The following is a 19,931-nucleotide window of genomic DNA, read 5'->3' as shown; positions in this document are numbered from 1 at the left end:
GATCGCCGGGCCCACGAGGGACCCGGCGATCGTGTGATGTGACTGTGGGTACGGCGGATCAGACGCCGACCACCTCCTGCGCGATGGCGGCCAGACGGGTCTGGGCCGCGGAGATCACGCCGTGTCGTGCCTTGTGCGCTTCCTCGTAGGCGACGATCACCCGGATGTCCGCAGGTTCGGTCAGTTCCTTGACCGCCGCCACGGCCTTCGGGACGGTGAGATCGTCGTAGTTCCGGATCGGCAGCTCCTCCTCGGTGAGGACACCCGAGGCGCTGCGTGCCTTGTGCAGAGCGTCGGCGGTGCCGTCGGCACCTTCACGACGGCTCACGCGTTCGGCCGTCTCGAGAGCCGCATCGCGCGAGGCACCGATGGTCTTGGCTGCGACGTCACCGGCGTGCGCGCCGCGCGAGAGCAGCGACTCGATGCGGGGACGCGTCGAGCGGGCGACGTCGATCGCTCGATCGATGCTGCGCGCCGACCAGGTGACCGGCGTGTTGACCAGACGCACCGCTGCGCCGGCCGCGGCCTGCAGGGGAGTGCGACGCAGAGCGGCAGGACCGCCGAGCGCCTCCTCCGCGATGACGGTGGTGAGCCACTCGACCGTCGCCGTGTGAGCTGTGATCAGACGGTCCGCCAGCGAAACAATCGACTTGTGTCCGCCCGCGGTGGCCAGTGCCTTCACATAGCGGGCACGGTCGAGGAGCTGATGTTCGAGGGCGAGGTCGGACAGCAGTGCTTCGTCGAACGGCTGCGCCTGCTCGGTGAGGGTCTTCACCATGATGGCGGCGCGGCCGATGAACGGCCCGACCACATCGGGAAGTCCGCCCAGATCGCGGATCGCCTCTTCGATCGCCACCGCACGGATGCGGCAGTTCTCGGCGTTCTCGGTCAGCTCCTTGCGTACCGCTTCGGTTCGGGCCTGCGCGACACGCGTTTCGGCGACCTGGGTCTCTGCATGGGTCAGTTCGTGGAGAGTGCGCAACTGGGTGAGCAACGCGGGAGTTCGATTCTCGGTCATCGTGCGTTCGCCTCCTTCGCACTGGAAGAGTCGGTGATCTACCGACGAATTCACATCCATCGAGAAAATGACGTGACAACTGTCGGCTACCCGACCCCCGGAACTGCTAACGTCTATGTGATCCATAACACACTCCCTGGTCGGGTTCGTTGCTGCAGTGACCACTCGGCGCACGCGAGTCACACGGGTCTCGGTTTGAGCCCGTTACTCGCGGGGAAACTTCGGAGCACACCTTGACGTGAGAGATCGAGGCCGGGACGAGACGCGGTCCGCCTGACTCTTCAGGTGATCGGCGACCGTGAGACGGCCGCAAGCAGCACAAAGGAAAGCGGGGACGACACGATGACCACGGCAGCACCCGTCATGCCCACGGACGTGATCACCGCTCCGGCGACGGTTGCTCCGTCGCAGTCGGCCGAGACTCCGGTGCGGACGATCGACGCGCGGTCCGTCGAGGCTCCGCCGTCGGCCGACGTGGCGTCGAGGGAAGTGGACCCTCCGGTGGCGGAGGAGATGCCGGCTCTGCTCGAGCACCCGATCGCGGGCATGCTGATGTTCGTCGTCCTCGCCGTCTGTGGATTCGCAGCCGCCGCGGTGGTCGCAGGATCCGTGGCGGCCGGGCTCGCTCTGGCGGGTGTCGTCGGAGGAGCGGCGGCGACTCTCGTCGCTGTTCTCTGACGTGGCAGAACGACACCGGTAGGCCCGTTTCGTCCAGATCGGAACGGGAGGATATCGTCTCCGGTCATGTCCAAGGAATTCGTTTTCACGTCCACGCTCGACCACAGCGTCGAACGCGTCCACGGCGCTTTGACCAGCGAGGACTTCTGGAACAGCCGACTGGCTGCGAGCCAGACCGGCGTGGGGCAGCTCGAGGTCGGCTCCGGTCCCGGAACCTTCCGCGCGAAGGTCTCCGACCAGATCGACACCTCTGCTCTGCCCGCGGTCGTCCGGGGCGTGGTGCGAGGACCTCTGATCATCGAGCGCACCGACGAGTGGGGCGGACTCGAGGGCGGTACGGCGCAGGGAACGCTCGCCGGCAGCACGTCGGGACTGCCGATCACGATCGCGGCCCGTTCGGAACTGCGGGGCAACGCGGCCGGCGGTACCGAGATCGAGGTGCGTGGCGAGGCCACCGTCAAGGTCCCCGTCGTCGGCGGGCAGATCGAGGGTCTGATCGTCCAGCTCGTCGAGAACATCGTCCAGAACGATCGGACCGACATCGACAAGTGGCTCACCGAGAACTGACTCGCGGGGTCGCCCGATCGATCGGCTCCCGGTCGACGGGTCATCTGTTCCGATGCCGCCGTTCCTCTTCCGAGGTGCGGCGGCATCGTCGTTCCGGACGGATCGGTCGGCGACACACCGGGGCGGGTCGTTGAAGAGGGGTGTGACCCGGGCCACCATCGGATCATGTCGATGCCGTGGGACGAGGACGGCGGCTACGCGTGGGAACGCCGCGAGGCCGGATACACCTGGGAGCAGATCGGCAGCGAACTCGGTTGCCCTGCCCATGTCGCACAGAATCTGGGGGAGCGTTACCACGCGGATATCACCGCCGAGATGACGAGGAACCAGTTGTCGCTGTTCGACATCTCGACGGAGACCTGAATCCCGGCTGCCGGTGTTCGCCGTGTGTTCATCGGATGTGCACCCGTACGGACCTCGTGCGAAGAGGCATCGTCGCCTCCGGAGGGGACCGTAGGTGTCATGGAGGCACTCGTGCGCGACTCCCTGTTCGGTTTCCTGCAGGAGAGCGGACTCGCCGGCTCGGGCGGTGAAGCGGCGGCGCTGCTCATGGAAGGTCTCGTCCGCGTCGATCATCGCCGGGTCCGCAGTCCCCGCACCCCACTTCGTGCCGGGGACGTCGTCTCGATCGCGGGTACGCGATCGATGGCGGTCTTCGGCGTCTCTCCCGGCGGGGTTCGTCCCGTCCTGTAGCTCGTCCGTCGCACGGAGCACTCGCGACCTGCGGCACGGAGCACCCGCGACCTGCGACGCAGTCGCCTGTCCGGGCGGTGTGATAAGCCGTACCGGACGGGAACGAGCGACGACGAGGGAGAGCGACGCGTGCTGATACTGCACCGTGCCGAGCGCACCGGCATCCTGGCGGATGCGCTGGCCGAGGTGCTCGCGAAACCCCTCGACGATCCGTTCGCGCGGGAGGTCGTCGCGGTGCCCGCGCGCGGTGTCGAAAGATGGCTTACCCAGCGGTTGTCGGGCCGGCTCGGTTCGTCCGCCGGCGACGGGGTGGCCGCCAACATCGACTTCCCGTCCCCGTCGCGCCTCGTCGACGAAGCGCTCGCCGCAGCCTCCGGCATCACCGCCGACGACGATCCGTGGCATCCCTCCCGCATGTTGTGGTCGCTGCTCGGGGTGATCGACGAGTGCGTCGGCGAACCGTGGTGCGCCACCCTCGCGCGGCACCTCGGTCACGGCGCCGACGACCACCGGGCAGGGCGCCGGTACGCCACCGCAGCGCATCTCGCCGGCCTGCTCCGCAGTTACGGACTCCAGCGCCCCGGGATGATCGCCCAGTGGGCGGAAGGGCACGACACCGACGGCACGGGTGCGCCCCTCGACGACCATCTGCGATGGCAGGCCGAGCTGTGGCGACGCCTGCGCGCCCGCATCGGGGTCGACAGCCCGTCGCAGCGACTCGACGAACTGTGCGGCCGGCTGCGGGACGACCCCGACGTCGTCGACCTGCCCGAACGACTCTCGATCTTCGGTCCCACCCGCCTCGACACCGTCCTCGTCGAGGTGCTGTCCGCGCTCGGGCACCACCGCGACGTGCACATCTGGCTTCCGCATCCGAGCCCGGTGATGTGGGACGGACTGACCCGGCGCCCGGCGTCGATGCGTCGCGCCGACGACCACAGCGCTCTCGGGGTGCAGCACCCGTTGCTCGCCGCGCTCGGCCGCGACGTGCGCGAACTCCAGAGCCGGCTCTCCGGCCTCGACTGCACCGACGTTCCGCACCCCTCACCCCGGCCGCCGGCGACGCTCCTCGGCCGGTTGCAGGCCGATCTCCGCGACGATCGCGCCCCCGAACCCGGATCGGCCGAGCCCGACGGCACCGTGATGATCCACGCCTGCCACGGACCCACCCGGCAGGTCGAGGTGCTCCGCGAGTGCCTGCTGCATCTGTTCCGCGACGACCCCACTCTCGAGCCACGCGACGTCATCGTCATGTGCCCCGACGTCGAGACGTACGCGCCGCTCGTCCACGCCGCCTTCGGTGCCGGGGTCGGCGAGCATCCCGGCCACACGCTGCGGGTCCGTCTCGCCGATCGCGGCCTGCGCCGCACCGATCCGATCCTCGCGGTGGTGTCCGAACTGCTCGCGCTCGCCGACGGCCGGGTCACCGCCAGCGAGGTCCTCGATCTCGCCGCCTCCGCCCCGGTGCGCCGCAAGTTCGGATTCGACGACGACGAACTCGAACGCCTGCAGGAGTGGACCACCGAGACCGGTGCCCGCTGGGGTCTCGGCCCGTGGCAGCGCAAGAGCTTCGGTCTCGGCGACTTCATGCAGAACACCTTCGGTGCGGCACTCGACCGCATCCTGCTCGGTGTCGCCGCCGACGGCGCGGACGGGGAGTGGCTGTCGCTGTCGCTGCCCCTCGACGACGTCGACAGCAACGACATCGACCTCGCCGGGCGGTTCGCCGAGTTCATCGACCGGCTGACGGTGGTGCTGCTCCGGCTGCGCGGCCCGCACCCGGCGGCGCGGTGGTCGGACGAACTCGGTTACGGCATCGACCTGCTCACCGACGTTCCCACCGCCGACGCATGGCAGCTCACCCGCGCGCGGCGCGAGATCGGCGACGCCGTCGAGCACGCCGGCGACACGCAATTGTCCCTGAGCGACGTCCGGTCCATGCTCTCCTCCCGGCTCGCCGGGCGTCCGTCGCGCTCGAACTTCCGAACCGGCGAACTGACCGTGTGCACGATGGTGCCGATGCGCTCGGTGCCCCATCGCGTGGTGGTGCTCCTCGGTCTCGACGACGACGTCTTCCCCCGCACGGCCCACATCGACGGCGACGACGTCCTGACCCAGAATCCCTGTGTGGGAGAGCGCGATCCGCGCAGCGAGGACCGTCAGCTGCTCCTCGACGCACTGATGGCCGCGGAGGAGCGTGTGCTGTTGTTCCATACCGGCGCCGACGCCGTCACCGGAGCACTGCGCCCACCGGCGATTCCGCTCACCGAGGTGCGCGACGTGGTGGCGACGATGACGGGCGTCGACGTCGACGACGAGCGCATCGTGCGGCGACATCCCCTGCAGCCCTTCGACCCGCGCAACTTCCGGGCCGACGACCCGTTCGGGTTCGGTGTCACCGCACTCGCAGGAGCCCGTGCCGGACAAGGAGGTTCGGTGGCGCGCGACCAGTCGGGTGCGCTCCTCGTCGACGACTTTCCGACCCCCGCACGCACCGATGTCGATCTCGACGAGCTCGTTTCCTTCCTGACACATCCGACGCAGGGATTCCTCCGGCAGCGACTCGGTCTGCGCATCCCCGACACCGACGAGGGCATCGCCGACGCACTCGACGTCGAACTCGACGGTCTCGCCCAGTGGCAACTGGGCGACCGCATGCTCGAAGCGCGATTGGCGGGCATGTCCGCGGGTGCCTTCCAGGACGCGGAGTGGCGTCGCGGCACGCTCCCGCCGTTCGCGCTCGGCCGAAGGACCCTCGACGCGGTGAGCGACAACGTCGAACGCCTCGTGCACGCCTGCGCCGGTGTGCACACCGGGCAGGCCCGCACCGTCGACATCCGCGTCGATCTCGGCGACGGTCGTCGGCTCACCGGCACCGTCGGAGGTGTACACGGCGAGGTGCTGGCCCGCAGCACGTATTCCAAGCTGTCCCCGAAACACCGGCTGGAGGCATGGATCCGGTTGCTCGCCGTCGTGGCCTCGGGTCATCCCGGGCAGTGGCGTGCGGTGACCACGGGACGCAGCCGTTCGCGCTCGTATCCGGCGTGGCGCTCGACCCTGCTGGCTCCCGCCGATCCCGTCGCGCTGCTCGCCGCACTCGTCGATCTGCGCGATCGTGGACTGTGCCGGCCGCTGCCGCTCGTGACGGGTGCGTCGGCCGAGTACGCCGATCGCCGCCACCGCGGTGATTCCGTGGAGATGGCACTGTCGGCCGCCGGGAAGGCGTTCGGTAGCGCGTTCGGCGACGGCAAGGACCGTCACGTGCAGTACCTGTACGGGCCCGACGTGACGCTCGGGCAGCTCACCGCCGACGCACCGGACGGCGTCGAGGCCGGCTGGTTCGACGACCCCACCCGTTTCGGTGTGCTCGCCCGACGGCTGTGGGAACCCCTGCTCGCCTCCGAGAACCAGGGACGCCCGTGAGAGAAGGACGCAGCGTGCCCGATACCGCCATCACCGATCCGCGCGCCGTAGGCGGTCCGCCCGCAGGCTTCGATCTGCTCGGTCCGCTCCCGAGCGGCACCACCGTTCTCGAGGCCAGCGCGGGGACAGGGAAGACGTACGCGATCGTCGGGCTCGCCACCCGGTTCGTCGCCGAAGGGCACGCCCGCCTGTCCGACCTGCTGCTCGTCACCTTCAGCCGGGCCGCGACGCAGGAACTACGCGAGCGCACCCGCAACCGGTTCGCGCAGGTCGCCACCGCCCTCGCCGATCCGGACAGTGCGCGGACGAGCACCGACATGCTCGTCCGTCATCTCGCGAGCGAGGACGTCGACGCGCGGCGGTCCCGCCTGCGACAGGCGTTGTCCGACTTCGACTCCGGCACCATCTCGACCACGCACGGCTTCTGCCGCCGCATGCTCGACGAACTCGGGATCGCCGGTGAACGCGAACCCGACGTCACGGTCGTCGAGGACGTCGACGACCTGCGGGTGGAGGTCGTCGACGATCTCTACCTGCGGCGCTACGGCAGGGGACAGACCCCCATCACCTACGCCGAGGCGGCCGTCGCCGCGAAGGAGGCGATCTTCGACCCGCAGGCCGAACTCGCACCGAATGACGCCGACGGCACCGCGGCCGGCGAGCGTGTGGAGTTCGCACGTGCGGTCCGCGAAGAGGTCGAACGACGCAAGCGCCGCCTCGGCCTGCGCGACTTCGACGACCAGTTGTCCCTGCTGCACGCCGTGCTCGGCGATCCGGAGCACGGCGACGCCGCCTGCCGGCGGATGCGTGCGCGCTTCTCCGTCGTCCTCGTCGACGAGTTCCAGGACACCGACCCCAAGCAGTGGGAGATCCTGCGCCGGGCGTTCCACGGGCACAGCACGCTCGTGCTCGTCGGCGACCCGAAACAGGCCATCTACGCCTTCCGCGGCGCGGAGGTGCTCAGCTATCTCGACGCCGTCTCCGAATCCGACACGTACTGCGAGCTGACCACCAACTGGCGCAGCGACGGCGATCTCGTCCGGGCGCTCGAACACGTCCATCTCGGTGCGGCCCTCGGTGATCCCCGCATCGTGGTGAACCCGGTGAAGGCGGCAGCCGCCGATTCCCGGCTCTCGGGCATCGCGCCCCTGCGGGTGCGTCACCTGCCCCGTGCCGGTGCCGGTCCGCTCAACGACTGGGGTTTCCCGCAGAACCTCGACGGCCTGCGCGGGCGGGTCGCCCGCGACGTGGCGGCCGACATCGTGCGCCTGCTCGACGACGAGAACGTCACCCTCGACCTCGGTTCCGGTCCCGAGCGCGTGCAGCCCGGGCACATCGCGGTCCTCGTGCGCAAACACAAGCAGGTGACACTCGTCCACGACGCGCTGACGAAGGCGAACGTGCCGTGCGTGGTCGCCGGGGGCACGAGTGTGTTCGCCACCCCGTCCGCGCAGCACTGGCTGTGGGTGCTCTACGCGCTCGAGCAGCCCCATCGCGCCGATCGCGTCCGGCTCGCCGCGCTCACCCCGCTGCTCGGCCGCACGATGACCGACATCGATTCGGAGGGCGAAGCGCTGGTCGTGGAGGTCGGCGGACTGCTCCGCGAACTGAACGACGTCTACGCCCGCACCGGCTTCGCCGCCGTCTTCGAACGACTCGCGTCCTTCGGTTCGGTCGAGGCCCGCCTCCTCGACGAGCCGTCCGGGGAACGCACACTCACCGACATCCGGCACGTCGCCCAGCTGCTCGAGGACGTCGCCTCGGCACAGTCGCTGGGGCCGGCCGCACTCACCCGCTGGCTCGAGGACCGCATCAACGACCCCGACCGCGGTGGGGCCGACCGGATTCGGCGCCTCGACAGCGACGCCGCGGCGGTCCAGATCCTCACCGTGCACGGCAGCAAGGGGCTCGAGTTCCCCGTCGTCCACGTCCCGTACGGGTGGGATGCCGCGAAAAACCCCGAGCCCGACAAGCTGCTGCTGCACGAGAACGGCCGGCGCATCCTCGATGTGGGTGGCAAGAGCGGTCCCGGTTACGTCGCGCGGCGGCGTCAGCACGAACTCGAGGAGGCGGGGGAGGAACTGCGCCTGCTGTACGTGGCGGTGACGCGCGCGCAGTGTGCGCTCACCCTCTGGTGGGCGCCGTCCACCCCCACCTCGCGGTCGCCGCTGCACCGGTTGCTGTTCGCCCGCGATGCCGGTTCGGCCGAGATCGCGGCGGAAGGCCGGATCGGTCACGACGAGGCCATGGCCGAGGAATTCGACCGGTGGGCCGCGCGCGCCGACGGGGTCATCGCCGCCGAAGCGGTGGGGTCGCATCCGATTCCGGTGCGACGCTGGACCCGCCCCCGCGTGGAGACCGGACCTCTCGCCGCAGCCCGCTTCGATCGGGTCGTCGACGAGAACTGGCGCAGGACCTCCTATTCGGCGCTCACCGCCTCGGTGCACGATGCGCCCGTGGTGAGCGGTGAGGTGGAGGCACCGGTGACGACCGACGAGCCGGCCGAGCCTCCGCTGAGCGCAACGGAACCGGCGCGCGAAGGCATTCCGTCACCGATGAACGGACTGCCCGGCGGCACGATCTTCGGCACGCTGGTGCACGCCGTCCTCGAGGTCGTCGACACCTCCGCCCCCGATCTCGAGGCCGAACTGCTCGACTGCTGCCGCGAGACGGTGCGCCGCCAGATGTCGCCGATCGACCCCGCCCAGCTCGCGGCGGCGTTGCTCCCGGTGATGCGCACCCCGCTCGGGCCGCTCGGCCGGGCCCTCGCCGACTTCGCTCCCTCCGACCGGCTCTCCGAACTCGACTTCGAGTTGCCGCTCACCGGAGGCGACAGTCCGGTGCCCGTCACCGTCACCCTCGACGCGGTCGGCGGGTTGCTGCGCCGGCACCTGCCCGCCGACGATCCGATGGCGGCCTACGCCGATCTGGTGCGCACCCTCGAACCCGTGCCGCTGCGGGGTTATCTGAACGGCAGTATCGACGCCGTGCTGCGCACCGAGGGTCCGCGATTCGTCGTCGTCGACTACAAGACCAACCGGCTCGCGCCCGTCGACGAACTGACCACCGCCCACTACACCCGCGAGTCGATGGCGGCGGAGATGCTCCGCGCCCACTATCCGATGCAGGCGCTGCTCTATTCTGTTGCCCTGCACCGTTATCTGCGGTGGCGGATGCGCGACTACGACCCGCACGTCCACCTCGGTGGCGTGCAGTACCTGTTCGTCCGCGGCATGGCCGGACCGGACAGCCCACCCGGCAGCGGTGTGTTCGACTGGCATCCGCCGGCCGCTCTCGTCACCGACCTGTCCGACCTCCTCGCCGGAAAGGCCGTGATCTCGTGATCGAGTCCATGACCGACGTTCGGATCGCCCAGCGCGGCAAGGGCGCTCTGCGGCAGTTCAACGAGGTGGGCGCACTCTCTGCCGCCGACGTGCACGTCGCCCTGCGACTCGCGGCACTCGGCGGCGAGGACGACCCGCACGTTCATCTCGCCACCGCGCTGGCCGTACGTGCCGTGCGATCCGGGTCGGTGTGCCTCGACCTCACGCGTTTCCGCGAGGTCACCGTCGAGGAGGACGCGGACGGCCAGCCCGTCGTCGACCCCGCGAGCCTGCCGTGGCCGCGCGACGAGGACGTGCTCGCGGCGCTGCGTCGCAGTCCCCTCGTGGTCGGCGGCGACCGCGGACCTCTGCGTCCGTTGCGCCTCGTCGACACCGCGGAAGGTCCGCTGCTGTATCTCGACCGGTACTTCCGGCAGGAGCAGACGATCCGCCGGGTACTCGCCGAACGCACGGCGACCTTCCCCGACCTCGACGAGGAGCGCATCGCGGCGACGCTCGACGAACTGTTCCACCATCCCGACGATCCGTCCCGGCCCGCGCCGGCACCCGACCGTCAGCGCGTCGCGGCGGCGCTCGCCGCCACCCGACCGACCACGGTGATCGCGGGCGGGCCGGGCACCGGCAAGACCCACACCGTCGCGCGGATCCTCGCGCTGCTCACCCGCCTGCACGGGCACGAGCTGCGCATCGGCCTGGCCGCTCCCACCGGCAAGGCCGCCGCGCGCCTGCAGGAGTCGGTGCGCGAGCAGGAGACCGAGCTGGGTCTGCCGCCGAATCTCACCGCCATGACCGTGCACCGGATGCTCGGCTGGCAGCGCGGCCGCACCCGCTTCCGCTACCACGCGGGCAACCACCTGCCGTACGACGTGATCGTCGTCGACGAGACGTCGATGGTGTCGCTGACGATGATGTGCCGCCTGCTCGAGGCGGTGCGGCCCGACACCCGGCTCGTCCTCGTGGGCGACCCCGACCAGCTCGCCTCCGTCGACGCCGGTGCGGTGCTCGCCGATCTGGTGGGGCGTCCCGTCAGCGGCACCCTCGATCCGGTCTTCGAACGGGTCGTCACCCGCGATCTGGTGGCCGCCGACGACCCGGCCGAGGCGGCCTTCACTCCGGCCCAACGGGCCCGGCTCGGTGGCGGTGTCGTGCGCCTGAGCCGCGGCCGCCGCTTCGGTGGCGCGATCGCCGATCTGGCGGTGGCCGTCCGCAAGGGGAACGGCGACGAGGTGCTCGACATCCTGCGCAGGGGCGACCCGGAAGTCTCGTTCGTGGCCCCGTCCGACCTCGACGCCCTGCGCGACGACATCGTCCGCTCCGCCGCCGAGGTCACCAAGGCCGCCGAGACGGGAGACGTCGAGACGGCGCTCAAGCGCTTCGAGGAACATCGGTTGCTGTGCGCGCACCGCGACGGCCCGGCCGGTGTGCAGTGGTGGGCGAGGCAGGCCGCCGAATGGATCGGGGAGGCCGCGGGGCAGCGCCTCGACCCCGAAAGTTGGTATCCCGGCCGGCCGCTGCTCGTCACCGCGAACGACCACGACATGCAGATCTACAACGGCGACACCGGCGTGGTCGTGCGGCGCGGCGACGAACTCGTCGCGGCGTTCGCGCGCGGCGAGACGCCCTTCGAACTGCGCCCGAGCCAGCTGCCCGCGGTGAGCACCGTCTACGCGATGACGATCCACCGCAGCCAGGGCAGTCAGTACGGAACCGTCTCGGTGGTGCTGCCCGACTCAGGATCGGCGCTGCTCACCCGCGAACTGCTGTACACCGCGATCACGCGTGCGCGGTCGCACGTGCGGATCATCGGGACCGAGGACGCGGTACGCGCCGGCGTGGCACGGCAGGTGCTCCGAGCGAGCGGGCTCCGGCGGGAGATCCGCGTGTAGCCGGTCGTCGACCTCCGGGCTCGACCGGATGAGGACGAGTCCGGTTGTTCTATCGTCGCGAGACCGTCTCCGCCGGCGAACGGGACGTGGCATGCTCGAATCGGCGCGCACGACAGACGACGAACGAGCCGAGCGATGGACTGGTTGGACGCGGACGGGTACACGATCGGGCGGTTGCTGGTCACCCGTGGACTCGCGGTGCTGTATGCCGTGGCCTTCCTCGCGGCCCTGTTGCAGTTCCGGGCGCTGATCGGCGAACGCGGCATCCTTCCCGCCCCGCGGTTCCTGGCCCTCACGTCGTTCCGGCAGTCGCCGAGCCTGTTCCACTGGAGATACTCCGACGGTCTGTTCACCGCGGTCGCCGCGGTGGGTCTCGTGCTGTCGGTGGTGACGGTGCTCGGTGTCACCGAGCAGTTGCCGCTCGTGGTCTGCATGCTCGTGTGGTTCGTGATGTGGTTGCTGTACCTGTCGATCGTCAACGTCGGGCAGGTCTGGTACTCGTTCGGCTGGGAGTCGCTGCTGCTCGAGGCCGGCGTGCTCGCGATCTTCCTGGGCAACGCCGATACCGCGCCGCCGCTGCTCGTGCTGATCCTGCTGCGCTGGTTGCTGTTCCGGCTCGAGTTCGGTGCCGGACTGATCAAGATGCGCGGCGACCGGTGCTGGCGCGACCTGACGTGCCTCTACTACCACCATGAGACCCAGCCGATGCCCGGCCCGCTCAGCCGGTACTTCCACCTGATCCCGCGGCCACTGCACAAGGTGGAGGTGGCGGGTAACCATTTCACCCAGCTCGTGGTGCCGTTCGGATTGTTCCTGCCGCAGCCGGTCGCCGGGATCGCCGCACTGATCATGATCGTCACACAGTTGTGGCTGGTGACGAGCGGCAACTTCGCGTGGCTGAACTGGATCACCATCGTCATCGCGCTCTCGGTGGTGCCCGACAGTTTCTACGGGCTGCTGATCGACTCCACCACGACCTACGGTCCGACACCCATCGCGTTCACCGTCGCCGTGCTGGCGCTGGCCGTGCTGGTCGCGGTGCTCAGCTACTGGCCGGTGGCGAACATGATGTCGCATCGGCAGGCGATGAACGCCTCGTTCAACAAGTGGCACTTCGTGAACACCTACGGCGCGTTCGGCACCGTCACACGTACCCGACGAGAAGTGATCGTCGAGGGCACGTCCGATGCGGTCGTGACACCGGCGACGGAGTGGCGCGAGTACGAGTTCAAGGGCAAACCGGGCGACGTGTATCGCAGGCCGCGTCAGTACGCGCCGTACCACCTGCGTCTGGACTGGTTGATGTGGTTCGCGGGGATCTCCCGCGACTACGCCGCGGGGTGGTTCCCGCGGTTCGCGGGAAAACTGCTGGAGAACGATCCGGCCACCGTGAAACTGCTCCGGCACAACCCGTTCCCGGACGAACCGCCCCGTCTGGTGCGTGCCCGCCTGTTCCGCTACCGCTTCGCCACGCACGCCGAACGACGCGCGACGGGCCAGTGGTGGATGCGGGACGAGATCGGCGATTTCATGATGCCGATGGCGCGCGACGACCTGCCCTGACCACCCTCCTTGATCACCGCTGTCACCACACCTCGCCACCGGTCTCCGACACGGTGAATCCGTGGGTGTCCGTCTCGCACGTGATTCCCGTCTTCTCGTCGACGGTGCACGTGAACGGATCGACGGTGAGAGTGCTGCCGTGGGGCAGCGTCTTCGGGGCACCTCCGAAATCCGTGAATGCGATGTCGCCGATACTCACCCACTCTCCGGGGCCGTCGCCTTCGAGCATCAGGGCGTTCGCGGGCACCAGCACGTCGGGCGCGCCGCTGCCGGGGACCCGGGGTGCACTCGCCGGCATCGTGCCCTGGCAGCCCGTCAGGGGAGCGGTGTGGACGAGGATGGCGCATCCGAACTGCCCGCCCGGCGACGCGAAGTAGTACACGCCCTCGCTGGTCGCGGCGTAATCGTCGGGGTCGACCGGCGTCGGTGCGGCCGAGGTGGTCGTGGTCGTGGTCGGCGCCGACGAGGTGGCGGTGGTACTCGCCGCCTCGGTGGGTGCTTCGGATGCGGTGGCCTCACCCTCCACGCTCCGCGAACACCCTGCCGCGACGAGTGCCGCACACGCGACGACGACGAAGCTGACGAGGCGTGCGCGGCGACTGATCATGCGGGGCAGCATAGCGAGCGCCGGGATCGACGCAAGTTCCACTCCGGTCGACTCAGAGCCGGCGCGTCACCCGCGCGGGTACGCCCGTCGCCACGACGTTCGGCGGCAGGTCGCGTGTGACCACCGCACCGGCTCCCACGACGGTGTTCTCGCCGATCGTGACGCCCGGTCCGACGATGGCGCCACCGCCGAGCCACACGTTGTCGCCGATCGTGATCGGTTGCGCCGATTCCCACTTCGCGCGGCGGAGATCGGGATCGAGCGGATGAGTGGGGGTGAGGAGTTGTACGTTCGGGCCGATCTGCACGTCCGAGCCGATCGTGATCGGCGCGACGTCGAGCATGATGGCGCCGAAGTTGACGAATGTTCCGTTCCCCACGGTGATCCGGTACCCGTAGTCCACCTGCAGTGGCGGCCGGATCTCCACGTCGTCACCGATCGAGTCGAACAACTCCTCGAGTAGCGCGCGACGCACATCCGGATCCGCTGCGCTCGACGCGTTGTACTTCTCGGTCAGCAGCGCTGCCCGGAGCGCGTCGGCGGCGAGTTCGGGATCGTCGGCGATGTAGAGTTCGCCGGCCAGCATCCGCTCCTTCTGCTCGCCCACCGAGGATCCTTCCGTCTCGCCCACTGCGGATCCTCCCGTCGCCGGGTCAGTCGCCCACTCGCTCTCCGGTGTCGACGTGGAACAGGTGCACCGTACCTTCGCGCTTGCGCAGGTGCACGGTGTCGGCGAGGCGTGCGGGGGTGCGGACCAAGGCCCGCGCGACCACCTGATCGCCGGTGCCGGGCACCCGCGTGTACAGGTACGACTCGCTGCCGAGTTCCTCGACGAGTTCGACGACGGCTTCGACGCCCTCGTCGGCGATCTCGAAGTCCTCCGGCCGGATCCCGGCGGTGACCTCCTCGATGCCTGCGGAGTGCAGTCGCGCGATGCGGTCGCGTTCGACGGGGATGACGGTGCTGCCCACGACCACTCCGTCGTCGACGACCTTCGCGCGGAGCAGGTTCATCGACGGTGAGCCGATGAAACCGGCGACGAACGCGTTGGCGGGGCGGTCGTAGAGTTCGGTGGGGCTGGAGAACTGCTGCAGTACACCGTTCTTCAGGACGGCGACGCGATCGCCCATCGTCATCGCCTCGACCTGGTCGTGGGTGACGTAGACGGTGGTGGTGCCGAGACGGCGTTGCAGCGCCGCGATCTCGGTGCGGGTCTGCACGCGCAGCTTCGCATCGAGGTTCGACAACGGCTCGTCCATGCAGAACACCTGCGGCTCACGCACGATCGCGCGTCCCATCGCCACGCGCTGGCGCTGACCACCCGACAGCTTGGCCGGCTTGCGGTCGAGGAACTGGGTCAGGTCCAGGATCTTCGCCGCCTCCTCGACCTTGCGGCGACGCTCCTCGGCGCTCACGCCGCGCATCTTGAGGGCGAAGCCCATGTTCTCGGCGACCGTCTTGTTCGGGTACAGCGCGTAGTTCTGGAAGACCATCGCGATGTCGCGGTCCTTCGACGGAACACCGGTCATGTCCTTGCCGCCGATGGAGATCGATCCCTCGTCGATGTCCTCGAGCCCGGCGAGCATGCGCAGCGCGGTGCTCTTGCCGGATCCGGACGGTCCGACGAGGACCACGAACTCGCCGTCCTCGATGTCGAGGTTCAGCGAATCGACCGCGAAGGTGTCGGAGTTCTCGTAGATGCACGAGGCGTTGCGGTAGGTGATGTCGGCCATGATGGAAGTCCTTGCTGGTAAGGGGAATCGGGTCTACTTGATGGCGCCGAACGACAGGCCGCGCACGAGCTTGTTCTGGGCGAGCCAGCCCGCGAGCACGACGGGCAGCGCCGCCATCGTCGCGGCGGCGGAGAGCCGGGCCCAGTACAGGCCCTCACCGGTGATGAAACCGACGAGGAAGACGGGAATCGTCTGCGCCTGGACGGCGGTCAGGTTGACGGCGAAGAAGAACTCGTTCCACGAGAAGATCACACAGATCAGGGCGGTCGCGGCGATGCCGGGGGAGACGAGCGGCAGGATCAACTCGCGTACCGCCGTCCACAGGCTCGCGCCGTCCATGCTCGCCGCCTCGAGCAGTTCGCCCGGGACCTCGAGGAAGAACGATCGCATCATCCACACCGCGATGGGCAGGTTCATCGCCGTGTAGAGGATGATCAGGGCCCAGATGTTGTCGAGCAGGCCGACGTTCGCGACGATCACGTACAGCGGGATGATCGCGGCGACGATGGGCAGCATCTTCGTGCTGATGAAGAAGAACAGGACGTCCTTGGTCTTCTTCACCGGCCGCAGCGACAGCGCGAAGGCCGCCGGCACGCCGAGCAGCAGGACCAGCACCGTCGAGACGATCGTGGCGAAGGCCGAGTTGAGCAGGGCCGTGCCCACTCCGGTCTCGAACACTGCCCGGAACTGGTCGAGGGTGGGGGTGAAGAAGAACTTCGGTGGGTCGGAGTAGGCGTCGGCCTCCTGCTTGAAGGCGGTGAGCACCATCCAGAAGACCGGGAAGAAGAATCCGATGGCGGCGATCCACGCGACCACGCCCCAGGGATTGAACTTGCGGTTCTTGCGTTTCCGGGCCGTGCGCATGACACGGCCGGTGGGTGCCGTGGTGTCCGAAGCCTGCGGCTGCGTGGCCGTGGTGCTCATGCCGCTTCCTCCTTGCCGGTGAACGATGTGAAGATCAGGCGCAGTGCGAAGGTGGCGATGACGATCGTGCCGATGACGACCACGACACCCATTGCCGCGGCCTGGCCGATGTCGAAGCCGAGGAACGCGCGCTGGTAGATGTAGAACGGCAGGTTGGAGCTGGCCGTGCCGGGTCCGCCCTGGGTCATCATGTAGATCGCGTCGAACGTGTTCACCAGGTAGATCGCGCCGAGAACGGTGCCGAGTTCGATGAACCGGCGCAGGTGCGGCAGCGTCAGTTCGCGGAACAGTGCGAAGGCTCCGGCGCCGTCGACGCGGCCGGCCTCGAGGATGTCGCGGGGCATCGACTGCAGGCCGGCGAGGATGAGCAGCATCATGAACGGCGTCCACTGCCACACCAGCGCGACCATCACGGCCGGGAGCGGGAACCGGCTCACCCAGTCGACCTGCTCGACCCCGAACGGGGAGAGGACGAAGTTGACGATGCCGAAGACGGGATCGAACATCGACGTCTTCCAGATCAGTGCACTGGCGACCGGGGTGACGAGGAACGGCGTGATGAGCAGGGTCCGTGCGATACCGCGTCCGAGGAATGCCCGGTCGAGCAGGAGCGCGAGGAGCAGTCCGAGTATCACGGAGATCAGGACCGTGCCGACGATGAGGATCACCGTGTTCAGGGCGACCTGCCAGAACTGGCTGTCCTGGAAGACGTCGACGTAGTTCTGGAGCCCGACGAACCGGCGGGAGCCGGGGCTGACGAGGTTCCAGGACTGGGTCGAGTAGTAGAGCGTGAACACGAACGGGACCTGCGTGACCACGATCGTGAAGATCAGGGCCGGGAGCAGAGGTCCGCGGCGGCGCCATCCCTCGGCCCGCGAGATCTGCTCCTCCTTCGCTTCCCGTACGGCGCGGATGCGCTCGTCGGCGTCCGGTGCGGGACGCTGCGCTGCAGGTGCGGTCATTGGTCCTTCTCCCGGTAGGTCGCGCCGACGGCCTCGGCGTACTTCTGTGCCTGGTCGAGGGCTTCCTCGACGCTCTGCCGTCCGGCGATGGCGGCGCTGATCTGCTGGCTGACCCGGGTGCCGAGATCCTGGAACTCGGGGATGGCCACGAACTGGATGCCCGTGTACGGGACGGGGTCGACCGTGGGGTTCTGCTGGTCGGCTCCTTCGATGGATTCGAGGGTGATCGGACCGTAGGCCGCGGCGGCCTCGGCGTATTCGGGGATCTCGTAGGTCGACAGTCGGCTGCCCGGCGGCACCCGTTCCCAGCCGAGCTGCTCACCGACGGTGCGCAGGTACTGCTGGTCGGTCATCCACGAGATGAACTTCCAGGCGTCCTCGGTGTGCTCACTGCTCGCGGGGATACCGAGCGACCACGTGTAGAGCCAGCCCGAGGGATCCTTCTCCTGGACGGGGGCGGCCGCGTAGCCGATCTTGCCGACGACGTTGCTCGACGCGGGATCCTCGAGGGTCGAGACGGCGGAGGTGGAGTCGTACCACATGGCGACCCGACCCTGCGCGAGTTGCGTTGCGCACTCGCTGAATCCGCTCGTCGCGGCGCCGGGCTGACCGTACTCGCGGACGAGGTCGACGTAGAACTGCACCGCCTCGCGCACCTCGGGGCTGTTCAGCTGCGCATTCCAGTTCTCGTCGAACCACCGTCCACCGAAGGTGTTGATGACGGTGTCGAGCGGTGCGAGCAGCTCACCCCAGCCGGGCTTGCCGCGCAGGCAGATGCCGTTGATGTCGGGGCCGTCGAGTTGCGCTGCGGCCTCGGCGACCTCGGTCCAGGTCGGCGGATCGGACAGCGTGATACCGGCCTGTTCGAACAGGTCCTTGCGGTACATCAGGAACGACGATTCGCCGTAGAAGGGCACCGAGTACATGTCGCCCTCGTACGAGAGTGCTTCGCGCAGCGAGGGAATGATGTCGTCGGCGTCGTAGCCGTCGGTCTGCTCGATGTACGGTGACAGGTTCGTGAGCCAGCCGTACTCCGCCCACTGGGGAGTCTCGTAGTTGCTGATCATCACGACGTCGAATTCGCCACCGCCCATCGCCGTGGACGCGGTGATCTTGGCGCGGGCCTGGTTCTCGGAGAGGGTGACGAACTTCAGGTCGATCTCCGGGTTCTCGGCCTCGAACTGCGACGCGAGTTGCTGGGCGTCCTGCATCTGGGAGTTCGACACCATCGCGATGGTGACGGTGCGGCCGGACGTACCGATCGATCCTGCACCGGCACAACCGGTCAGTGCGACGCTCAGGGCCACGGCTCCTGCCGCGGCCGCGCGGATGGATCTTCTTGCTGTAGGCACGATGGTCTACCTCATTTCGGTGGTGCCTCGTCCTTCGGGGTGCCGTTCTCGAGGGCGTGGTCGGGATGGTCGAGCAGGTACTGGGCGCACGCGATGTCGCAGACGAGCATGTTCGCGAGACCGCCGCGGAGAGCACCGAGTACAGCGCGGTGCTTGGACTGTCCGCCGGTGACGAGAATCGTGGCGGGGCAGTTGCGGACGTCGTCGAGGGGGACCGACATGGTGCGGGTTTCGAGTTCGCCGTGCACGGCGGTGCCGTCGGCGCGGAAGAACCGGCCGCCGATCTCACCGACCGCACCGAGGCCGTCGAGTTCGTGGAGCATCGTGGTGTCGAGGAAGCTGCCCTCGAACAGGGTGGTCGAGGTCGACACGGCGCCCACGCCGAAGATCATCACCTCCGCGCGGCGCCCGACCTCGAGCGTGCGGGAGATCAACGAGTCGGCGCGCATCGACGCGACCGTGGACGGATCGGCGTACAGCGGTGTGGGAAGCCGGAGCGGTTGCGCCCGAAGCTGTTCGGCGCAGCGGCCGAGGACGAACTCGGTGCCGGTCTGGTAGGTGCTCGTGGAGATGGATCCGTCGAGCTGGACGATCGTGGCGCAACTGGCGACACCCGCCGGGAGGGCTTGCGCCACGGCGACGGTCTCGGGGCCCCACGTGAATCCGAGGGTGTCGGAGGGGCGGAGACGGCGGGTGAGCAGACCGGCGGCGGCGCGCCCGAGGGCGGCGAAGCTCGCGGAGTCCTCGATCGGACCCGCGTCGTCGACCCGGCGCCCGACAACCACGGCCTCGACGAGTCCGTAACGCTCCTCGAGTGCCCGTTCGGTCTCGGCGTGCAGGTCGTCGCGCCAGGTGGGCGGCACGCTGACCTCGATGCGCACCAGACCCTGAGCGCGAGCGCGTGCGACGAGCCGGCCGGCGGTGGGGCGGGAGACGCCGAGGCGCTGCGCCACCTCCGCCTGCGTGAGGCCGTCGAGGTAGTAGAGCGTCGCGGCCCGCACGGCGAGACGGAGATCCTCGGTGGATACCGGGCTCTCCGTGTCCGGGATGTTGGTGGGGCCGGGGGCGGTCACGAGCTCTCCTTGGTGCGAGCAGTCTTCGTCGCGCTCCGTGAGCATCTGCTCAGGGGTGCGTGCATCTGCTCAGTACGTTAGCATCGGAGTGTGACCCACACAACAGTT

Annotated in this window: 16 protein-coding genes; 8 read left to right on the top strand and 8 right to left on the bottom strand. The window is 68.9% G+C overall.

All coding sequences use genetic code 11. From position 1 onward, the window contains the following. Window positions 1-58: 58 nt before the first annotated feature. Window positions 59-1,018: a ferritin-like domain-containing protein gene (locus ACWPOC_RS09035; RefSeq protein WP_183070661.1), complete on the bottom strand. Its 960-nt coding sequence runs from the start codon at window positions 1,016-1,018 to the stop codon at window positions 59-61. Window positions 1,019-1,360: 342 nt separating this feature from the next. On the opposite strand from ACWPOC_RS09035, the gene ACWPOC_RS09030 reads away from it, so the two are divergent. The 8 genes from ACWPOC_RS09030 (at window position 1,361) to ACWPOC_RS08995 (ending at window position 13,172) form a co-directional block, all read left to right on the top strand. Next, window positions 1,361-1,696 (top strand): hypothetical protein, encoded by a 336-nt coding sequence (locus ACWPOC_RS09030; protein ID WP_120281801.1) that lies wholly within the window; start codon window positions 1,361-1,363, stop codon window positions 1,694-1,696. 66 nt (window positions 1,697-1,762) lie between these two features. Continuing rightward, window positions 1,763-2,263 (top strand): DUF2505 domain-containing protein, encoded by a 501-nt coding sequence (locus ACWPOC_RS09025; protein WP_088896629.1) that lies wholly within the window; start codon window positions 1,763-1,765, stop codon window positions 2,261-2,263. Window positions 2,264-2,428: 165 nt separating this feature from the next. Next, complete coding sequence (locus tag ACWPOC_RS09020) at window positions 2,429-2,626, top strand: hypothetical protein (RefSeq protein ID WP_026061505.1); 198 nt, start codon at window positions 2,429-2,431, stop codon at window positions 2,624-2,626. Between the two features lie 99 nt (window positions 2,627-2,725). Next, window positions 2,726-2,956, top strand: a complete 231-nt coding sequence (locus tag ACWPOC_RS09015; RefSeq protein WP_120281803.1) for a S4 domain-containing protein — start codon at window positions 2,726-2,728, stop codon at window positions 2,954-2,956. 129 nt (window positions 2,957-3,085) lie between these two features. Next, the gene (recC, locus tag ACWPOC_RS09010) at window positions 3,086-6,379 is read left to right on the top strand and encodes an exodeoxyribonuclease V subunit gamma (protein WP_455408432.1); all 3,294 of its coding nucleotides are present in this window, start codon (window positions 3,086-3,088) and stop codon (window positions 6,377-6,379) included. Window positions 6,380-6,393: 14 nt separating this feature from the next. Continuing rightward, window positions 6,394-9,723 (top strand): UvrD-helicase domain-containing protein, encoded by a 3,330-nt coding sequence (locus ACWPOC_RS09005; RefSeq protein ID WP_455408431.1) that lies wholly within the window; start codon window positions 6,394-6,396, stop codon window positions 9,721-9,723. 8 nt (window positions 9,724-9,731) lie between these two features. Next, window positions 9,732-11,609 (top strand): exodeoxyribonuclease V subunit alpha, encoded by a 1,878-nt coding sequence (recD, locus tag ACWPOC_RS09000; RefSeq protein WP_183070662.1) that lies wholly within the window; start codon window positions 9,732-9,734, stop codon window positions 11,607-11,609. Window positions 11,610-11,744: 135 nt separating this feature from the next. Beyond that, window positions 11,745-13,172: a lipase maturation factor family protein gene (locus ACWPOC_RS08995; protein ID WP_120281807.1), complete on the top strand. Its 1,428-nt coding sequence runs from the start codon at window positions 11,745-11,747 to the stop codon at window positions 13,170-13,172. A 22-nt stretch (window positions 13,173-13,194) separates the two neighbouring features. Here the strand turns inward: ACWPOC_RS08995 and ACWPOC_RS08990 are convergent, their stop codons facing one another. Genes ACWPOC_RS08990 through ACWPOC_RS08960 form a run of 7 tightly spaced genes read right to left on the bottom strand, consistent with a single transcriptional unit; the run spans window position 13,195 to window position 19,823 of the window. Next, entirely contained in the window at window positions 13,195-13,779 is a 585-nt protein-coding gene (locus ACWPOC_RS08990; RefSeq protein WP_225623738.1) for a hypothetical protein, read from the bottom strand. Between the two features lie 52 nt (window positions 13,780-13,831). Next, the gene (locus ACWPOC_RS08985) at window positions 13,832-14,386 is read right to left on the bottom strand and encodes a sugar O-acetyltransferase (RefSeq protein ID WP_120284041.1); all 555 of its coding nucleotides are present in this window, start codon (window positions 14,384-14,386) and stop codon (window positions 13,832-13,834) included. Window positions 14,387-14,432: 46 nt separating this feature from the next. Further along, window positions 14,433-15,512: an ABC transporter ATP-binding protein gene (locus ACWPOC_RS08980; protein WP_120281808.1), complete on the bottom strand. Its 1,080-nt coding sequence runs from the start codon at window positions 15,510-15,512 to the stop codon at window positions 14,433-14,435. A 33-nt stretch (window positions 15,513-15,545) separates the two neighbouring features. Beyond that, window positions 15,546-16,436, bottom strand: a complete 891-nt coding sequence (locus tag ACWPOC_RS08975) for a carbohydrate ABC transporter permease (RefSeq protein ID WP_006550641.1) — start codon at window positions 16,434-16,436, stop codon at window positions 15,546-15,548. Further along, window positions 16,433-17,398: a carbohydrate ABC transporter permease gene (locus tag ACWPOC_RS08970; protein WP_229582413.1), complete on the bottom strand. Its 966-nt coding sequence runs from the start codon at window positions 17,396-17,398 to the stop codon at window positions 16,433-16,435. The genes ACWPOC_RS08975 and ACWPOC_RS08970 overlap by 4 nt, the downstream gene beginning before the upstream one ends. Then, the gene (locus ACWPOC_RS08965) at window positions 17,395-18,750 is read right to left on the bottom strand and encodes an ABC transporter substrate-binding protein (protein ID WP_455408430.1); all 1,356 of its coding nucleotides are present in this window, start codon (window positions 18,748-18,750) and stop codon (window positions 17,395-17,397) included. Before ACWPOC_RS08965 ends, ACWPOC_RS08970 begins: the two co-directional genes overlap by 4 nt. Before the next feature lie 11 nt (window positions 18,751-18,761). Further along, window positions 18,762-19,823, bottom strand: a complete 1,062-nt coding sequence (locus tag ACWPOC_RS08960) for a sugar-binding transcriptional regulator (RefSeq protein ID WP_455408429.1) — start codon at window positions 19,821-19,823, stop codon at window positions 18,762-18,764. Window positions 19,824-19,931 lie beyond the last annotated feature (108 nt).

Source organism: Rhodococcus sp. 5G237, assembly GCF_053764735.1.
Note: the sequence above shows the minus strand (reverse complement) of the source record. Positions and strands in the feature narration are given on the sequence as shown.